Origin of the sequence: Caballeronia mineralivorans PML1(12) (genome assembly GCF_001028175.1) — a bacterium.
GTDB classification, from domain to species: Bacteria; Pseudomonadota; Gammaproteobacteria; order Burkholderiales; family Burkholderiaceae; genus Caballeronia; species Caballeronia mineralivorans.
Genome location: NZ_AEJF01000093.1, coordinates 62,535 through 80,339 on the forward strand (window position 1 = coordinate 62,535; position 17,805 = coordinate 80,339).

At 59.7% G+C, this 17,805-nt stretch carries 18 protein-coding genes and 1 pseudogene; 5 read left to right on the forward strand and 14 right to left on the reverse strand.

What is annotated here, in order from left to right; all coding sequences use genetic code 11:
* Window positions 1–14 precede the first annotated feature (14 nt).
* Window positions 15–155: pseudogene (locus EOS_RS48100) on the reverse strand (SDR family oxidoreductase); the annotation flags it as partial.
* Window positions 156–392: 237 nt separating this feature from the next.
* Window positions 393–1,988 carry an inorganic phosphate transporter gene (locus tag EOS_RS15265; protein ID WP_047847498.1) on the reverse strand — a complete coding sequence of 532 codons (1,596 nt, stop codon included), beginning with the start codon at window positions 1,986–1,988 and terminating at the stop codon, window positions 393–395.
* A 200-nt stretch (window positions 1,989–2,188) separates the two neighbouring features.
* Between EOS_RS15265 and EOS_RS15270 the strand changes: the two genes are divergently transcribed.
* Window positions 2,189–3,622, forward strand: coding sequence for a CHAD domain-containing protein (locus tag EOS_RS15270; RefSeq protein ID WP_047847499.1), 1,434 nt, complete (start codon window positions 2,189–2,191; stop codon window positions 3,620–3,622).
* 87 nt (window positions 3,623–3,709) lie between these two features.
* The gene (locus EOS_RS15275; RefSeq protein WP_047847500.1) at window positions 3,710–4,552 is read left to right on the forward strand and encodes a TOBE domain-containing protein; all 843 of its coding nucleotides are present in this window, start codon (window positions 3,710–3,712) and stop codon (window positions 4,550–4,552) included.
* Here the strand turns inward: EOS_RS15275 and EOS_RS15280 are convergent.
* The 4 genes from EOS_RS15280 to EOS_RS15295 form a co-directional block, all read right to left on the reverse strand.
* Entirely contained in the window at window positions 4,515–5,237 is a 723-nt protein-coding gene (locus EOS_RS15280; RefSeq protein ID WP_047847501.1) for an ABC transporter ATP-binding protein, read from the reverse strand. The two genes, EOS_RS15275 and EOS_RS15280, sit on opposite strands and share 38 nt — an antisense overlap.
* A gap of 13 nt (window positions 5,238–5,250) precedes the next feature.
* On the reverse strand, window positions 5,251–5,925 hold the full coding sequence (modB, locus tag EOS_RS15285; RefSeq protein ID WP_047847502.1) for a molybdate ABC transporter permease subunit: 675 nt from the start codon (window positions 5,923–5,925) through the stop codon (window positions 5,251–5,253).
* Window positions 5,926–5,958: 33 nt separating this feature from the next.
* Window positions 5,959–6,720 (reverse strand): molybdate ABC transporter substrate-binding protein, encoded by a 762-nt coding sequence (gene modA, locus EOS_RS15290; protein ID WP_235442826.1) that lies wholly within the window; start codon window positions 6,718–6,720, stop codon window positions 5,959–5,961.
* 100 nt (window positions 6,721–6,820) lie between these two features.
* Window positions 6,821–7,516, reverse strand: a complete 696-nt coding sequence (locus EOS_RS15295; protein ID WP_047847504.1) for a phosphatase PAP2 family protein — start codon at window positions 7,514–7,516, stop codon at window positions 6,821–6,823.
* 270 nt (window positions 7,517–7,786) lie between these two features.
* On the opposite strand from EOS_RS15295, the gene EOS_RS15300 reads away from it, so the two are divergent.
* Window positions 7,787–8,923, forward strand: a complete 1,137-nt coding sequence (locus EOS_RS15300) for an extracellular catalytic domain type 1 short-chain-length polyhydroxyalkanoate depolymerase (RefSeq protein WP_047847505.1) — start codon at window positions 7,787–7,789, stop codon at window positions 8,921–8,923.
* A 129-nt stretch (window positions 8,924–9,052) separates the two neighbouring features.
* Window positions 9,053–9,226, forward strand: coding sequence for a DUF3563 family protein (locus tag EOS_RS44455; RefSeq protein WP_075645337.1), 174 nt, complete (start codon window positions 9,053–9,055; stop codon window positions 9,224–9,226).
* Between the two features lie 149 nt (window positions 9,227–9,375).
* On the opposite strand, the gene EOS_RS15305 is transcribed toward EOS_RS44455, so the two are convergent.
* The 5 genes from EOS_RS15305 to EOS_RS15325 form a co-directional block, all read right to left on the reverse strand.
* The gene (locus tag EOS_RS15305; protein WP_047847506.1) at window positions 9,376–9,795 is read right to left on the reverse strand and encodes an organic hydroperoxide resistance protein; all 420 of its coding nucleotides are present in this window, start codon (window positions 9,793–9,795) and stop codon (window positions 9,376–9,378) included.
* 156 nt (window positions 9,796–9,951) lie between these two features.
* The gene (locus EOS_RS15310; RefSeq protein ID WP_047847507.1) at window positions 9,952–10,404 is read right to left on the reverse strand and encodes a MarR family winged helix-turn-helix transcriptional regulator; all 453 of its coding nucleotides are present in this window, start codon (window positions 10,402–10,404) and stop codon (window positions 9,952–9,954) included.
* Window positions 10,405–10,579: 175 nt separating this feature from the next.
* A complete protein-coding gene (locus EOS_RS15315) occupies window positions 10,580–11,398 on the reverse strand; it encodes a BPSS1780 family membrane protein (RefSeq protein ID WP_047847508.1) in 819 nt (272 codons plus the stop codon).
* Window positions 11,399–11,401: 3 nt separating this feature from the next.
* Window positions 11,402–12,379, reverse strand: coding sequence for a homoserine kinase (locus EOS_RS15320; RefSeq protein ID WP_047847509.1), 978 nt, complete (start codon window positions 12,377–12,379; stop codon window positions 11,402–11,404).
* Window positions 12,380–12,508: 129 nt separating this feature from the next.
* Window positions 12,509–12,907 carry a hypothetical protein gene (locus EOS_RS15325; RefSeq protein ID WP_047847510.1) on the reverse strand — a complete coding sequence of 133 codons (399 nt, stop codon included), beginning with the start codon at window positions 12,905–12,907 and terminating at the stop codon, window positions 12,509–12,511.
* 678 nt (window positions 12,908–13,585) lie between these two features.
* Here EOS_RS15325 and zwf point away from each other — a divergent pair.
* Window positions 13,586–15,049, forward strand: coding sequence for a glucose-6-phosphate dehydrogenase (gene zwf, locus EOS_RS15330; RefSeq protein WP_047847511.1), 1,464 nt, complete (start codon window positions 13,586–13,588; stop codon window positions 15,047–15,049).
* A gap of 373 nt (window positions 15,050–15,422) precedes the next feature.
* Here the strand turns inward: zwf and EOS_RS15335 are convergent, their stop codons facing one another.
* The 3 genes from EOS_RS15335 to EOS_RS15345 all read right to left on the reverse strand — a co-directional run bounded on the left by EOS_RS15335 (window position 15,423) and on the right by EOS_RS15345 (window position 17,674).
* Window positions 15,423–16,169 (reverse strand): alpha/beta fold hydrolase, encoded by a 747-nt coding sequence (locus EOS_RS15335; protein ID WP_047847512.1) that lies wholly within the window; start codon window positions 16,167–16,169, stop codon window positions 15,423–15,425.
* 46 nt (window positions 16,170–16,215) lie between these two features.
* Window positions 16,216–17,070, reverse strand: a complete 855-nt coding sequence (locus EOS_RS15340; RefSeq protein ID WP_047847513.1) for a DMT family transporter — start codon at window positions 17,068–17,070, stop codon at window positions 16,216–16,218.
* A gap of 67 nt (window positions 17,071–17,137) precedes the next feature.
* Window positions 17,138–17,674: a TetR/AcrR family transcriptional regulator gene (locus EOS_RS15345; RefSeq protein WP_235442827.1), complete on the reverse strand. Its 537-nt coding sequence runs from the start codon at window positions 17,672–17,674 to the stop codon at window positions 17,138–17,140.
* Window positions 17,675–17,805 lie beyond the last annotated feature (131 nt).

Sequence of the window (17,805 nt, forward strand, 5' to 3'; positions counted from 1 at the left end):
GCGCCTGAGCCCAAAAAAGCCGCCCGCACAACCCCACCATCCACACGCAGCGCCGCGCCATTCGTTGCTGCCGCCGCTTCCGAACACACATACACCACCCTATTCGCCACTTCTTCCGTTGTGGCAAAACGCTTGAGCAGCGAACTCGGCCGCGCCATCGGTGGACTGGGTGATTGCGGGGCCGATACCCTCGCGATTGCCGCTTTCATTCAGCAAAATTCAGCAAACGGTGTGCCATCGGCGGGGAAGGGTATGGCGTCAGGAGGGTGGCTGGAGGGCAGACAAAAACAGGTCGGCTATCGGCACGTTCTGCAAGCGCGAGCGGTTTGAAAAAACCGCTCGCGCTTTAAGGGGTAACGGGCTTAAAAGCACGTTTAGAAGGGAAAGCCCGCTTAGAAAAGTCCGCGGAACACCCAGAACAAGCCCGCTGCGAGCGCGATCGAAACGGGCAAGGTCAGGATCCAGGCAAGCGCGAGGCTGCGCACGGTGCGCCATTGCAGCCCTGAACCGTTTGCGGCCATTGTCCCTGCCACACCCGAGGACAGCACGTGGGTCGTGCTGACCGGCAGGCCGTAGACGTCCGCTGCGCCAATGGTCAGCATCGCGACCAGTTCCGCCGATGCCCCTTGTCCATACGTCAAATGGGTCTTGCCGATACGTTCGCCGACCGTCACTACGATCCGCTTCCAGCCGACCATCGTGCCGAGGCCAAGCGCCACCGCCACGGCCACTTTCACCCACGTCGGAATGAACTTGGTCGAATGATCGAGCTGGCCTTTGAAGTTCTTGAGCACGGCGGCGTCGTCGGCGGCGAAGGTGGGCGCGCCCTGCTTGTCCATCAGGCGCAGCGCTTCGGAGGCCACATACATGTTGTTGCGCACGTTATTCACGATGCCTTGCGGTACGGTCGCCATCGACGACGACGGCCCGACTTGCGCATCGATGACTTCGGTGAGCTGCTTGAGCGCGACGATGGTGTCCGGCTCGACCGTCTTGGTCTGCACATAGTGCTGCACCGTAGCGCGCGGGTCGGCAACGGGCGCGGCGCCGTTGGTGTACTTGCCGAGCACTTCGGATGCGTGATGGCCGACCGACAGGAAGGTCTGTGTCTGGGCCGGCGTGACGGCCTTGTTCAGCGCGTAGGCGGTCGGCACGGTGCCGATCAGGATCAGCATGATAAGGCCCATGCCCTTTTGACCGTCGTTGGAACCGTGCGCGAACGACACGCCCGTGCAGGTCAGGATCAGCAGGCAGCGAATCCAGAACGGCGGCGGCGTGTTTTTCTTCGGCTCTTTATACAGTGCAGGAACTCGCACCACGAGCTTCATGACATACAGCAGCAAACCCGCCAGGATGAAGCCGACCAGCGGCGAGAACAGCAGCGATTTTCCTACTGCGAGCGCCTGGCCCCAGTCCACGCCCGATGTTCCCGACGGACCGTGCATCATCTGGTTCATCAGCCCGACGCCGATCACCGAGCCGATCAGCGTATGGGAGCTCGACGAAGGAATCCCAAGTGCCCAGGTGCCGAGGTTCCAGATGATCGCGGCGATCAGCAGCGCGAACACCATCGCGAAGCCCTGCGATGTACCGACGCCCAGAATCAGTTCCACCGGCAGCAGTTGCAGGATGCCGAACGCAACCGCGCCGCTTGACACCAGCACGCCGAGAAAATTCCATGCGCCCGACCAGACGACCGCGAGATTCGGCGCGAGCGAATGCGTGTAGATGACGGTGGCGACGGCATTGGCCGTATCGTGGAAGCCATTTACGAACTCGAATCCAAGCGCGATCATCAATGCAACACCGAGCAGGACGTACGGCAATATCGACGACTGTTGGACCGACTCGAGATCCTGCATCAGATGCGTCACGCAATAAATAATGCCAGCGGCGATGACGACGAGAAACAGCGGCATGCTTAGCCGGCGTCCGAGTGAGCGCGGGCCGTTGCTGTCGTTGCTGTCGGGGAGGGTCAAGTCAGGCATGGAACGTCCTTTGAGCTTGAGGCTGCGCGTGTACGGGGAGGTTTTGAGCGACAAGGCGTTGCTTCTGGCGGTGCGCTGGTCATGGTTGCACAGGCTTTATGGCGTTTTGATGACCATTCACCGCAATGAAATTTGTATGATATGAAAGAGCGGCTTGCGTCTTGCTGTCCGGCAAGGGACCTGCTCATGATGGAGAACTTATGTTGCAACTCGTCGAGTTGAGGATGGTTTCTCTTGATGTGCCGAACGGTCCGCCGGACGAAGCGCTAGCGCAATTGAGCCGGTTCGCCGGCGCGCGCCGCATGGATTTCATGCTGCGATCCCAAAAAGCCGGGGTGGGTTTACCAGAGTGGGAACTCGCAATCGAGACCCACGATGACCACCGCGTTTTCGTGGCTTTGCACCGGGACTGGCCTTTGGTCCGGCGGATTGAAACTGAGGCTGGGCCGTATGACACCCTGCATTCCTGGATCGCGTCGGAAGAAGCGCTTACTGAAGTAAAGAACCTGATCGCCGATGGCAACTTCACATTGAACGAGGCGGTCGAGGTGGCGATCGTCGAATGGGATACGCCCGGCGAGATGGATACCGGCGTTCATGTGCGTGCCACGCTGCGGCTGAACGCAGATCGCCCGGTGACGCTGACACTCACGGCCGCCCCTGACGCACGCGAAGCGTTGTTTGCCAGCGCGCATGAAATCGTGCAGACGCTGCCGTTCCTGATCGTACCGTTCGCCATCGATACCACCCTGCGTGAGCCTGTCAAAGCCGCCAAGCTGAAGTTGCCGGAAGACGCCACTCCGACCGATGCATTCGTCGAGATCGGCAAGTCGGTTGCGGCGCACTGGTTCGGCAACGACGCCGCGTCGCGCGGTGGACTCGAAGCGGAACACGTGCATCAATTGCGCGTGGCGCAGCGCCGCTTGAAGACAGCGCTCAAGCTCTTTCCTGAATGGATTGACGACACCTGGACTACGCGAGTCGCGCCCGACCTGAAATGGTTCGGCGACTTGCTGGCCGACGCGCGCGACTGGGACGTCTTCACTGACACCACGCTCGCCGCTTACGCGGCATCGGATGACGAGAAGCACAAGGGCGCGTGGCAACCGACGCAAAGCGCCGCCGAAGCAAACCGCATCGCAGCCCGGCAACGTCTGCAGGACGCAATGAACTCGCCGCGCCACGCGCAGCTCGCGCTGTTGTTTGTCGAATGGTTCAGCACGCTCGAAGCGCCGCCGGGCCACCCGGACCAGACGCTCGCGGACTACGCGCAGAAGCGCATCACCAAACATTATCGGAAGATCGAACGTGCGCCGGATCTCACCACGCTCGATGCCCAGACGCGACACAAGGTGCGGATCCACGCCAAGCGTTTGCGTTACGCACTCGAATTTTTCAGTACGCTGCTGACCCGGAAAACCCGCAAGCGCGTAGAAGAGGCGCTCGGGAATTTGCAAAGCGTCCTGGGTGAAGGCAACGACGCGGAAGTCGCTGCCCAGCGATTAGCCGATCTGGGTGAAGCCGGCGATTTTCAAAAGGGGTTGGCGAGAGGCTTCGCCGTGAACGCCCAGCGGATGAGCGCGATGGAAGGCGAGCGCATCTTGCGCAAGATAAAACGGCCGCGGGTCAAGTGAACGAATGCATCGACGAATGCATCGATATAATCGTCGCACTCGCTTATAGCTCGCCTTATAGCTTTCCTCCTACTCCGCGCTCACCCCATGACCGACGAATCCCGTAGTACACCGCACGATGCCATCGAGCTGGGCGGTTCCATCTGGCTTCGCAGCGGTGAGGTCACGCTTGGCGGGGCGGCGCGCATCGCGTTGCTCGCGGCCATCCATCAGACCGGCTCGATCACGGGCGCGGCGAAAGCCGTCGGCATGAGTTATAAGGCGGCGTGGGACGCTATCGATACGATGAACAATCTCGCCGGCACCACGCTCGTCGTGCGTGCCACGGGTGGCAAGGGCGGCGGCGGGACCACGCTGACGGCGAAGGCACTGAGACTGATAGATACCTATCGCGCCATCGAACGCGAGCATCAGCTTTTTCTCGACCGCGCGGGTGCGGCTATTGAAGGTTTCGCGCAGGACTGGCGGCTTATCGGACGGATTGGCATGAAAACAAGCGCACGCAATCAACTGTTTGGCACGGTCAGGAAAATCACGCGCGGTTCGGTCAACGATGAAATCGAACTCGCATTGCCGGGCGGTCAGTCGGTTGTCGCCGTCGTCACGCACGAAAGCACCGAGTCGCTTGGCCTGAAGGAGGGTGGCGAGGCGTTCGCGCTCGTGAAGGCGTCGTGGGTCATGCTGATGGTCGACGAGGTCAAGGGACCCCGTGCATCGGTGCGGATTTCGGCGCGCAACCAGCTACGCGGCAAGGTGTCGAGCGTGACACTGGGGGCGGTGAACGCGGAGGTATCGCTTGCCCTTGATGACGCCACGACAGTCACGGCCATCATTACCAACGAGAGCGTCGCGACGCTCGGCCTCGCGGAAGGTCAGACGGCTATTGCGGCGTTCAAGGCGTCGAGCGTGATTCTTGGCGTGACGGACTGAGCTTGTCCGGGGCATCGTGGGTTTGCACGAGACCTTCGTGCAGACTCACGACTTGATCGCCGAACATGGCGACGTCGTCGGGGTCGTGCGTGATGAGCACCATCGCAATATCCAGGCCGCTTTGAAGGTCGGCAAGTTCTTGCCGCATACGCTGGCGCAAGGCCATGTCGAGCGCTGAAAAGGGCTCATCGAGCAACAGCAATTGCGGATGCGGAACCAGCGCTCGCGCCAATGCGACGCGCTGCTTTTGCCCGCCCGACAATTGCGCCGGAAACTGCCGCGCGACTTGGGTCAGATCGAACGCGTTCAGCCAGTAGTCCACATCTGCGTGCGCGACGTGCTTCGACGGATTCCACCAGCCGCGCTTCAAACCGAAGGCAATGTTTTGCCGCACGTTCAGATGCGGGAACAGCGCGTAGTCCTGAAACAGATACGCGACGCGGCGCGCTTGCGGCGTCAGATCGATGCCGTTGGCCGTATCCAGCAGCGTGGTTCCATTCAGAACGATCTCGCCTTCGTCCGGCTCGATCAGCCCGGCGATGGTTTGCAGCGTCAAGCTTTTACCCGCGCCCGATGGCCCGAACAGCACGATGCGCTGACTGGTCGAACGGAACGCGATATCGAGCATGAAATCGCGCTCGGGCGTGATGAAATGCTTGCGCAGGCGCACGGATAGGGCGGTCATGGTCAACGTTCGCTCAGCGTACCGATGCCATCGAGCGCTGCGGCAGCAGCCGTCCGGCTGCGAGCAGAATCACCACGCACGTCACCGAGGTCACGATCACGAGAATGTTCGCGGTGCTGTCGTCGCCCGCCTGGACTGCGGCGTAGACGGCCACTGAGAGCGTCTGCGTCCTGCCTGGCAAGTTCCCCGCGATCATGAGCGTTGCGCCGAATTCGCCCAGCGCTCTTGCAAACGCGAGCAGCGCGCCGGCGAGGATGCCGCGTGCGGCGAGCGGCAGGGTGATGCGGAAGAACACGGCTGCTTCGCTGATGCCGAGCGTGCGCGCGGCACGTTCGAATTGCGGATCGACGGTTTCGAATGCGGTACGCGCCGACTTCAGCACGAGCGGGAACGCGACCACGGCGGATGCGATCACCGCTCCTTGCCACGTGAACACCAACTGGATGTCGAACTTGTCGAGCCATGCACCGATCGGGCCACGCCGGCCGAGCAGCACGAGCAGGTAATACCCGAGCACGGTGGGCGGCATGACCAGCGGCAACGTCAATAGCGAGTCGACGAGCTCACGCGCCGACGAGCGCCATCGCGACAAACCGAACGCCACCGCGACGCCGAGCACGACATCGATTGCCGTCGCCCATCCGGCTACTTTCAGCGACAGCAGCAGTGGAATCCACGCCTGGTCCATGGTCCGATGTTTTGTATGTTCTGTGCAGAAGCGTTATTTCACTGGCGGCTTGAAACCGAATTGCGCGAGCGTTTTCTGGCCATCCGGCGACAATACATACGCGATGAACTGCTGGGCATCGGCGGCGTGTTTGCTCTGCGCTACCTGGGCGATGGGGTAGGTGATCGGGCTTTGCGTCAGCACGTTCAGCGCTACTTTCACGCGATCCGGCATCACGGCGGCGTCGGTGCTGAATACGAAGCCCGCGTCCACTTCGCCGCGCGCCACGTAGTCGAGGCTCTGGCGTACGTTTGCTGCGAGCACGCCTTTTGCGCTGACGGCGTCCCACACGCCGGCTTGCTTGAGCGCGCCTTCGGTGTAGCGGCCGACGGGTACCGATGCCGGATCGCCGTAAGCCACGCGTTTCACGCTGGCCGCCGTCAGGTCTTTTACGCTGGTGGGGACGAACGTGCTGTCTTTCGGGACGATCAACACGAGCGAATTCGCGGCAAAATCGCGGCGCGAGTCTGTGGCGATGACCTTTTCGTCGACGGCTTTGTCCATTGCTTTTTGATCGGCTGAGGCGAAGACATCGGCGGGAGCGCCTTTCACGATCTGCTGCATCAACACGTCGGAGGCGCCGAAGTTCATCAGGACTTTGGTGCCGGGATGCTGTTTCTCGTACGCATCGCCGATGGCTTTGAACGCGTTGGTCAAGCTTGCGGCGGCGGAGACGACGATTTCATCGGCGTGTGCGGTGGTTTGCAGCGTGAGCGTGAGGACAGCGGCGATCAGCGAGTGTTTGAGATTGAACACAATGGACGAGGCGAGTGGAATAGAAAGCGCATCGTAATATATTTGGGGTTATAACGGTAGGGCTGTTTCGACCTGAAACCGTCCACCGGCGCGAGCAAACCTACGATTCCGAGGCCCCTGGAAACCGCACATCGATATGTTGCGACGGCGCCGCGATAGGCTTGTCATACCGTCCGGCTTTCCAGCGTGCACGAATATACGGCTGCTCACGGCCTGACAAATGCAGCGCGATATCCGTAATCCAGCGCTGCGTCGGCACGGAAATCCCGTGGAGCGTGATGGCCACCATCGCAAGGCTGACTGCAACCGGCGCCGGCGACAGCTTTCCAGATTCCGCGCGCCAAGCGAACACCACAAATACCAGCGCGGCGAGCGCGCCGAGCGCACATCCGGTCACCACCTCCGACACCGAATGCGCGTTTAACAAGATCCGCGACACGCCGACTACGATCCCGATCAGCACTCCTGTCGAGACGCCGAACGCACGCATCCATCGGCGCCCGGGCAAACACGCGACGAACAAGGCAACCGGCAACACCGCCGACGACACCATCGCGTGCCCGCTAATTCCCGTGAAATCCAGGTCGCGCACGCCCACGCCCCATCCCATGAACGCAATTTTCGTGAGCACCACCAGTAAGCTGGCGCCCCCGAGCACGGCCAGCCAGCACGCCGCATACCGCCACGGATAACCAAGCGCAAGCCACGCGGCGACCGCGAGCGCGAGCGGAATCATGACGCCGACGCTGCCGAGCGACGTAATCGAAAGCCAAAGCGAAAGCGGCAAGTCGGGCATGAAGATTGATTTTGCAGAGCAGTGGAAAGTGGACAGTATACCTGCCAGGCGTGTTCCAAAATTTTTAGAGGGAGTCTAAAAATATTCACGGATTAGCACGAAGTTCTTGCAACGTACCTGCATTGCGCACCCAGATGACTACAACGTGACGCGATGTGAAATTCTCTGGGTCGCGCACGGCCGCGCGATAAATGCTATTGTGCACTGCACAACATTCGCCATGCCCGAAAGGGTTGGCGATCCATTTTCCCCTGTGCGGACCCTAATTCGATGCCCAAAAGCCTAACCAAACTCTGGCTACGAGGCTTGAAACGCCTTGTAGCCACACAGATCGCACCGCCGAGAGCGCCAAAAGTGCGCGCTCCGGCGCGGCCTGTTCGCGCCAAAGTGGCCAAACCGGCAGTCGTGAAGCCAAAAGCCAGCGCGAAACCGCGCGTCCTTGGCGAGTCGCGGGTCCGGCCGCGCGCTTCGGCATGGGCCGAGGGGAAGTGGAGCCGTTCGTTTCACTCGGCACCTCCAACGGCGGGCCGGTTCGTCAATCATCTGGCATACGCGTTGTATCTGCCGACCGGCGCATCGCTCGCGGGTATGCCGCTGGTCGTGATGCTGCACGGCTGCCAACAATCGGCTGAAGAGTTCGCGCAGGGTACCCGCATCAATCTCCTGGCCGATCGCTTCGGATTCGCCGTGCTGTACCCCGAGCAATCGAAGACCGCGCACGTCCACCGCTGCTGGCATTGGTACGAAGATTCCGCCAATTCCGGCGGGGGCGAAGCAAGGGCGGTCGTCTCCCTGGTGCAGGAGGTTGTCGCACGGCATCGTTTCGACGCCGAACGTATTTATCTGGCAGGTATGTCGGCCGGCGCCGGACTGGCAGCAATGCTCGCCGTCAAATATCCGTCCCTGTTTGCGGCCGTCGGATTGCATTCAGGCGTGGTTTTTGGCGACGCGAATTCAGCAATCGGTGCAATGGACGCCATGCGCCGAGGCAGCCGCAGCGATCCGGTCGAGTTGATCGACGCAGCGGTCGACGTCGCGGATTATCCCGGCATGCCGGCCATGATCGTGCACGGAGAGCTGGATTCGGTCGTGTCGAAGATCAATGCCGAGCAACTGACGACGGAATTCCTGCGCCTGAATCGTTTCACCGATGCAAGCGGCGCTTGGCGTAACGGCGAACGCCGCGAGGAAACGCAAGCCGACGGCACCGTCACGGACTACGTGAAAGGCGGCCGGCGCGTGATCAGGACCTGCATCGTGCGCGGTCTGGGCCATGCCTGGAGCGGCGGCGACGACACCGTGCAGTTCCATTCGTCCAAAGGACCGGACGCATCGGCCATGCTGTGGGAGTTCTTCAAATACCAGCGCCGCGTGCAATCGGCAGTGCGCGACGAGACGCTGGTTTAGCCCTGAGTGTTGTAAAAAAGCCTTTTGTATCAACGTGATTCTTTTTGAGCGCTAGCATTTGCTTAGGGATTACCCTATACTTCGATCAAAGCACTAGGTACTTACCCTAATCATTAAGCGAGGTTCACCATGTATCTGCTCAGCCGCCTCTTCCTGTTTCTGACGAAATCCGCCGACCAGCGTGACAAGGAGCGTAACGACGCTTATCTGGCCGAAGCCACTGACATTTACGACCTCGAATACCGCATGCAGAAGCTGGATCGTCGCGCATCGTCGCGTCATCCCTCGTGGCTCGCGCAGTAATTCGTTAGTCAGTAGAAGGACAAGCAGGATTCGTCACGCCGAAATCGGCGCTGGCGAGGCAAAAAAATGCCGGCCACGAAGGCCGGCATTTTTGCGTCTGGCGGTTGGTGAGCCAAGAGGCTGGGGCGAGTTTCCCCCAGCGCTCTGGTTCAGACCAGCTTGACGCGTACGTCGACGTTGTTACGCGTCGCGTTCGAATACGGGCACACCTGATGGGCCGTATCAACCAGCTTTTGCGCTTCAGCCGCGTCCAGTCCCGGCAGCGAAACACGCAATTCGACGTCTAGCGCGAAGCCGCCCTTGTCGTTCGGGCCAACGCCTACGTCGGCGGTGACCGTGGTGTCGGCGGGAATGGCCTTCTTTTGCTGACCGGCGACAAATTTCATCGCACTCAGGAAACACGCCGAATAACCGGCGGCGAATAGTTGTTCCGGGTTCGTGCCGGCGGCTCCCGAGCCGCCCAATTCCTTCGGCGCGCTCAACTTCACATCCAGATTCTCATCCGACGATACTGCCCGGCCGTCGCGGCCACCCGTGCTCGTTGCGGTTGCTGTGTAAAGGATGCTCATGATGTTCTCCTGTTCGATGGTTGCCGCCCGGCGGCAGAAAGTGGACGTGAAGCGGTGTTCGGTAACGCTGTGCCAACGGGAATAAATATATCGCGCTAATCATTTGTGTACAAATTAAATCGACGAAAGGACGATTGTTTATTGCTATCGGGGGAATCAGGTTTGATTGTGTTCCATCAGCGACGCGCGCAATTGCACCAGATCGTCGCGCAGCTTGATCAGCCGGTCAGCGTCCGATCCGGCCGCGCAATAGATCTCGCCGGGGATATCGCGGATAGCGTGTTTCAGCGCACGGCCGGCGTCGGTGAGACGGATATGGACTTGCCGTTCGTCTTCAATACCCCGAACGCGCTTGACGTAACCTTGCGCTTCGAGACGTTTTAGCAGAGGCGTCATGGTCGCCGAATCGAGACTTAGCCGTTCAGCCATCTGCTTGACGGTCAGATCGTCGCTTTCCCACAGGACCAGCATCGTCAGATATTGCGGATAAGTCAGCCCGACTTTGTCCAGCAGCGGTTTGTACGTCTTAGTCATTGCGAGCGAGGTCGAGTACAGCGCGAAGCAAAGCTGGGCGTCGAGTTCGAGCGGGAATTGCGGTGAGGAGGTCATGGCGGTCGCGCCTTGCGTACGCTATAAAACGGGAGATAGCGATAGTGTACGCAAATATTTAGTGCACTAAGGAAGCGATGCGCGGTTCGTTTCACGGCGAGCCCCAAAAACAAAGCGCCGATGACTAAACAGTCATCGGCGCCTGATCATCGCAATCAAAAAGCGGGGAAACGACTCACGCCGGCGGTCCAGACAGGTCGGGAATATCGGGTGAATCCTCCGATTGCACACCGAAACAGCCGCGATATGTCGCGTAAAACGAGCAATACAACGCGGTCGTGACGAGGATGGACGCCGGCATCAACACCGCGAGCGCCATTTCCTGCGCGACGCCGAGCACCTGCATCAACGCGCTCAGTCCGAACGACACGGCGAGCGCGATCCCGATCCACAACACGCCGTAAATGACGAACGCGCCGCGATTGCGCCAGCAACTGACAAAGCTGAAAAACAGCGCTTTCACCGGCGGCACGTCGTGCCAGGCGACGAGAATCGGCGCGAACCAGAACAGCATAGCGACGGGAAGGTAGCAGATCATGGCTACCAGCACAGCGAGCGGATTGAAGCTCGCCGCCACGGTCTCCGGATCGCCGGACGGGCCGTTGCCGAGCATCATGTTGAGCAGCAGGCCATCATCGACCAGCGCGGACGCGGCGAAGATCAGACCCATCGCAACAACGTAGATCACGCCGAGCACGAGCAGGCGGCGCGCGACGATCTGCCCGTAAGCACGAAAGCCGTCGATGAGAACCGTCGGCCAGACCGGTTTCTTGGCGATGGTATTGCGGCAAGCCGCCATGAACCCCACTGCCACACCTGGAATCAGCAGCAGCGGCAGCACGGGGCCGATCAGCGGCAGCCGCGAAATCAGTGTCATGGCGAACAAATAGGCGAAGAACACCGTAAGAAACGCGAGCGGATTCCGGCGAAACAGCCAGATACCCTGGCGGAACCACACATAACCTGTTTTGGCGGGGACTTCGATCAATTGCATTGATTAATTACCGTGAGCGGGAGGAGGCGCAACTTTGATGCGCTCGCGCAGAATGCGTTCGAAATGGCCGGGATCGTGCGGTTTTAGCATCTCGGCTTCGCGTGGCCGGTAAAAATCATAGAGACGCGACACCCAGAAGCGCAACGCGCCCGCGCGCAACATGTCGTTCCAGTGATGCTCTTCGGCCGGCGTGAACGGCCGCACCGTCTGATAGGCGCGCAGCAACGCGTCGACCCGCGCCCTATCAAGCGCGCCGCTGGCCAGGTCGATGCACCAGTCGTTCACGCAGACGGCGACATCGAAGAGCCATTTATCGTTGCCGGCGAAGTAAAAGTCGAAGAAACCGCCAAGCCGCGTTTCATCCGCCGTTGGATGCGCGAACAGCACGTTGTCGCGGAACAGGTCGCAATGGCACGGGCCTTCGGGCAGCAAGCGGTACTCGTCCGATGCGAAAAACGCCGCCTGATGGGCGAGTTCATTCGTGATCAACCCGCGCTGGTCGTCGCTCAAATGCGACAGCACGGCCGGCACGCTCTCTTGCCACCACGCGAGGCTGCGCAAATTCGGCTGATACGCGGGAAAATTCCGGCCCGCCAGATGAAGCCGCGCCAGCATCTGTCCCACTTCAATGCAGTGCGCCGGTCCCGGCGCCAGTTCCGGCGCGCCGTCCAGCTTCGTCACGATGGCCGCGGGCTTGCCGTTCAGTTCGCCGAAAAGCGCGCCGTCGCGACGCGGCATGGGATCGGGAACAGGCACGGCGTGATGTGCCAGATGACGCATCAGATCGAGATAAAACGGCAGTTGCGGGGCCGTGAGGTTCTCGAAGATCGTCAGGACATACGCGCCGCGCGTGGTCGTCAGAAAGAAGTTGCTGTTCTCGATGCCGGACGCAATGCCACGAAAGTCGACAACTTCGCCGAGTTCGTAATGTTGCAGCCAGTCGGTGAGCTGGGAATCGGTGACAGCGGTGAAGACGGCCATGCGGGAGAGCGTCGATGAAGGTTGGAATGCGGGCGGACCGACGGGTGCGTCAGTCAGGCGCCGCGTTGCCGTGAGACGGCGACGCGGCGCTGGGATCGGTGTATGAAACTGGCAGCGGGTGGTAAGCGCTCAGTAGGTCAGATTCCACGACGGCAGGCGCGTGTTGGGCTTGCCGTTATCGCGGACGGTCGGTGACGTGTCCGCCGGCGCGCTCATTTGATAACGCGTGCCGAAGTTCGAACGCACGTCGATTTCAACCGGTTTGCCTTTGTCGCGGTATTCGGTGATTTCGGTGCCGTTCGTACTTTGTTCGTGGTAACTCGGCAGACGCGGGGGCGAAATCTCGACCTTCGAGCTGACTTGCGCAGCGGGCCGGTTGATGGCCTTCAGGTCCGGCAGCCCGGCTTTTTCTTCAGGCGACATGACGTGCGCCGGAGGTTCATCCGTCGCGGGGGCCGATTGCGCGAATGCGCCCATGCTGGCTGCGGCGAGAATGGCCGCGATGGCGACAGATTGAAGCGGCTTCATGATGTTTCTCCAGATGAGTGCCCGAATTTTAGCAAAACGCACTCGCTAAAGGGACGTTGAACCCGTCGCAAAAGTCTTATTTTGCGCTGGTTTCATCGAAAGGGTGCTGGAGCGGCGGGGCGTGTTGAAGAAACGCATCGGCGGGAGGGGTGTTCATGGGCTTGTGGTTCTTCCGTGTTAATGTCGATTTCACAAGAGGTAAACGCGTCTCTGTCACCGTTGTCTGTCAAGCCGCTGGCGCAGAAGTTTTTGGTTCGTGTACTAACGCGTGTACTTTCGCATTCCCGTGCCCTCAGACATCTTCCTTTGTCGGTTCTGGAATAAGGAAATCGCAGGGCACACTGCGTACTGTCGGAGGTGAACGCTGCGACGCGATCCCATAGTTGGCACGCTGAGTCCGCGCGTTGCCCGCGACTCCAACATCAGCCGTAGGATTGAGAGTTGACTCGCTCAGCGCCTCCCATCCACATCGGGCAAGCGCCTTTCTCATGTACTTGTTCCCCAGTTTCCCCTAGAAGATAGCCGTCGTCGTGTGCATTGACATTGGCACAAGTGTGTTCTCGGAGATTACCCCAAGGTTTGTAACGATCCCTTGAGGTACTTGCGCGAGGCAAGGTGCCGGATGCACTCTTTCGCATTCTCTTCGCCAGACTTTGACAACCCAGAAAGGATTTGCCGATGGTCAAGGTCTCTGCAGGGGTGGGTCCACAATTCCCGCAAGTCGTTGTTCTGTTCGGCGCCACCGGCGATCTGGCGCGACGCAAGCTCTTACCAGGCTTGTTTCATCTCTCGAGTGCAGGATTCATTCCGGGCTGCAGAATCATTGCCGTCGCACTCGACGACATTCACATTGACGAATTTCGCCGCACGGCGCGAGAAGCGCTCGACGAGTTTTCTTCTCGCAAGGTCGCCCAGCCGGAGTGGGACACTTTCGCCGCCAATCTCGACTATCTGCCACTGACAGCAGGCGCGGAGGCGCTCAAAGCGGCGGTGCTGAACGCCGAACTGAGCTTCGATGGCGAGTGCCGGCGGCTGCACTACCTGAGCGTTCCGCCTAACGCCGCGCTCTCAGCCGTCGGCATGCTCAAGGAAGCGGGTCTCGTGGAACGCTCACGGATCATCATGGAAAAGCCGTTCGGAACGGATCTGGCGAGTTCTGTTTCGTTGAATGCCCGGTTGCACGAAGTCTTCGAGGAAGAGCAGATTTTCCGGATCGATCATTTCCTGGGGAAGGAGCCCGCCCAGAACATTCTCGCTTTCCGCTTCGCGAACGGTCTGTTCGAGCCGATCTGGAACCGCAACTTCATCGACCACGTGCAGATCGACGTGCCTGAAACGCTGGGCCTCGGCAAGCGCGCGGGTTTCTATGAACAGACAGGTGCATTTCGCGACATGGTCGTCACGCACCTGTTTCAGATTCTCGCGTTCATGGCGATGGAGCCACCGACGTCGCTGGAACCGTCGCCCATTAGCGAGGAAAAGAATAAGGTCTTTCGCAGCATGCTGCCGATACAGCCAACGGACGTTGTCCGGGGGCAGTACACCGGTTATCGATCCGAGGACGGAGTCAGTCCGGAATCGGAAACGGAAACATTCATCGCGTTGAAATGTTCGATCGACAATTGGCGCTGGGCCGGCGTTCCATTTTATCTGCGCACAGGAAAGCGGCTTGCCGAGGGGCAACGGATCATTTCCATTGCATTTCGCGAGCCGCCGAAGAGCATGTTTCCGGCTGGATCAGGTGTCGGTTCACAAGGACCGGACCATTTGACGTTTGACTTGGCGGACGCCTCGAAAATGTCGCTTTCGTTTTATGGCAAACGCCCGGGTCCCGGGATGCGGCTGGACAAACTGAGCCTGCAGTTCGCCATGCGCGATACCGGCCTGATTGGTGAAGTACTGGAAGCCTACGAGCGATTGATCCTCGATGCCATGCGGGGCGATCGTACGCTTTTCACCACCGCTGAGGGTATCGAACGGCTGTGGGAAGTATCGACGGCCTTGCTCGAATCGCCTCCACCCGTTCGCTTCTACGCGCCGGGCTCGTGGGGGCCAAACGCCATCCATCAACTCGTTGCGCCCCGGGCGTGGCGGCTTCCATTTGAGAGGGCGTGGCGGGATCCGAACGCGTTGGGTAGTTGACTCGATCCGATGGAGATCCCTCGTACGGTTATAACTCTCCGGTGCGAGCCCTTCCGGCTGTACGCCTCGGTTGAGCGGACCGCTCCGCGAAATCCTTGTTTTGTGTGTGTGTCGGTACCTGCGTTACAAGCTCAGCCTTCCGGACCTCGTAGAAAGATGACTGAACGCGGCCTGTCGCCGTCGCACGGGTTCAGTTGTGATAAGGCCGTCTCGATGAGTTGATCTGAAATGATAAGGATTACTAAATATAATCATTGAAATGAAACTACTTGGCGACGGATGTCTTCTCACCGGTAGCACAGCGGGCCGCTTTATTGCGGCAAACCCACCGAACATCCGCGACTGCCCGCGGTCACGCCGGTATCACATCGAATCATGTGGCGGCCCTCAAACCGGCAACCGCCCCTTCTCCTTCCCCAGGTACTTCTTCCAGCAATAGCGACGTTAGCTCATCAGGACTATCGAGCATGACGTTATGGCCCGACGCCACTGTGCGCACCTTCCACCGGGGATCGTCTTTCAACCGCGCATGGGTAGAGACAAACCAATCCCCACCATTGGCTGTCGCAAAGACGTATGTACGGTTAGCGACGGGAACCGATTCCGCACCGACTCGCACGGCTTGTACAAAGGACGGTAGCGGTTGTGGCACGCACATCGCGTCAACCCTGGGAGCATCTGCGACATTCACGTTAAATACGGCAGCTGGAATCGGCGGGATCATCCCCTCGTTCCCGCTTGCCTGCTCCAGAACGGCAAGTGACATTCCCGCTCCGGTGATGCCCAGTAGGGATTGCCCCTTTGCAGGCGCGTAGGCATCGAGGTAGAAAAGCGTGCGAATACGGTTACCGATTTCTCCTGCCACCCCGGTGATCACCAATCCTCCATAGGAATGGCCGCAGAGGATCACATCGGTCAGGTCTTCGTATTTGAAAACGTTGACGATATCCTGGATGTGCGTATCCAGGTTGATCGCCTGATTCGCCAGGTGGGAACGCTCCCCTAGCCCGGTCAGTGTCGGAGTGTAAACCTCGTGACCAGCCTTTCGAAGCATGCGCGCAACCCGCGCATAGACCCAGCCGCCCTGGAAGGCTCCATGCACCAGAACAAATGTCGCCATCAGTGTTTCTCTTTTCGTTGAAGATTAAAAAAATTCGATACCCCGCTCAACCCGGTTGGGCTACCGGTCTACGTTGTGTAACAGCGACGCCGACGAGGGCGACCAGCCCCCCGACGACTAGCATCGGAGTCAGTCGATCACCGAGGAACAATACGCTCGACATTGTCGCGAACACCGGCATCAGCAGACCGAATGGCGCAACGCGGCCCATCGAGCAGCGGGCAATGAGCCAGAACCACAAACCAAACCCGCCGATCCCGCCGATCAGCACGGTATAGACGAGCGCCAGCCAACCATATGCATCTGCCGTTGCAAAGGATGCCAATTGCCCGCGTTCGAGTATGGACGAGGCGATCATTACCTGGGGCACCGTAAATAGTGACATCCATGCCACCAGCATCAATGGGTCGAACGGGCCGTAACGCTTGGTCAGGACATTGCCGAGCGCATAGGCGAACGCAGACGCAGCGACAAGCCCGGTAGCAATGGCGTTCACTGATATGCCGCCTGAAGCCGCGACAACGCCGATGAAAGCAAGCAATACGCCGGCTGCAGTGTGCAACGATGGTCGTTCTCCCAACATCGGCCATGACAGGAGAATGATGAAAGGAGTGGCAAGTTGATAAGCAACAGCCGTAACGGTTCCCGTCCCGAGCCCAAGGCCGATATAGAACAAACCGAAGTTTAGGGCACTGAGAAATACGGATATCGCCAGGATTGGGCCTAGTTGCTTACGCGTGGGTCTGGCGACGAATGGAATGAGCAGCAGTGCGATAGCCAGAAAACGTAGCCCAAGAAAGAAGAGCGGCGGAAACTCCGCAAGGCCGAGCTTGATGGCCACGAACTGATAGCCCCAGAGCAAGGGAACAAGCACTGCACAAACGATCTGGATCGGAGACATAGAGTACCTTCAAGACCATTTAGTCCATAAATGAGCGTGCTAAAACAGCTCGGTGTCGTTTAACGTCTTAGCCCGTGAGCCGGTCCAGGAGTGTTTCAACCATAGCCTGCGTCGTGGCGCGAGCCGGAGAGGTCTTGCCTACCACCCGTAGACCCTCGACAAGACAGACCAGCAAGCGCGCGGCACTCGCAGGTTCGACGCCTTCGGCCAACTCCCCAGTTTCCTGCGCGCGTGTCAACGCGGCAGTCAGTCGCGCCTCGAATGTCCGGAAGAATTTGGCGATTCGATAATTTACTTCGCTATCCTGAGCAGACAGTTCCATCGTCGTCGCCACGACCAAACAGCCGCGTTTGCCGTTGACGCCGCTCGTGCGATCGACATACCCGGCGAGACAGGCACGCAGGCCCGCCAGCGCACTCCTTGACGAATCGAGTTCGGCATCGAGTCGAGCCAGTGCGTCTTCGATATAACGGTCGAGGGCACGGAGAAAAAGCCCGTGCTTGTCTCCAAACGCGGCATAGAGGCTGCCGCGCGAAAGCCTTGTCGCCTCCAGAAGATCAGGAAGCGAGGTGCCGTGATAGCCGCTCGACCAGAAGACGTCCATCGCTCGCTTGATAGCGGCGTCAATATCGAAGCTTCGAGGGCGACCACGCGGCGAGGGGAGAGAAGTGTATTGTGCCATCCAGCAAATTATAGACCAATCGGTCTTTAAATTCAAGCCCGACTCGTGGGAAA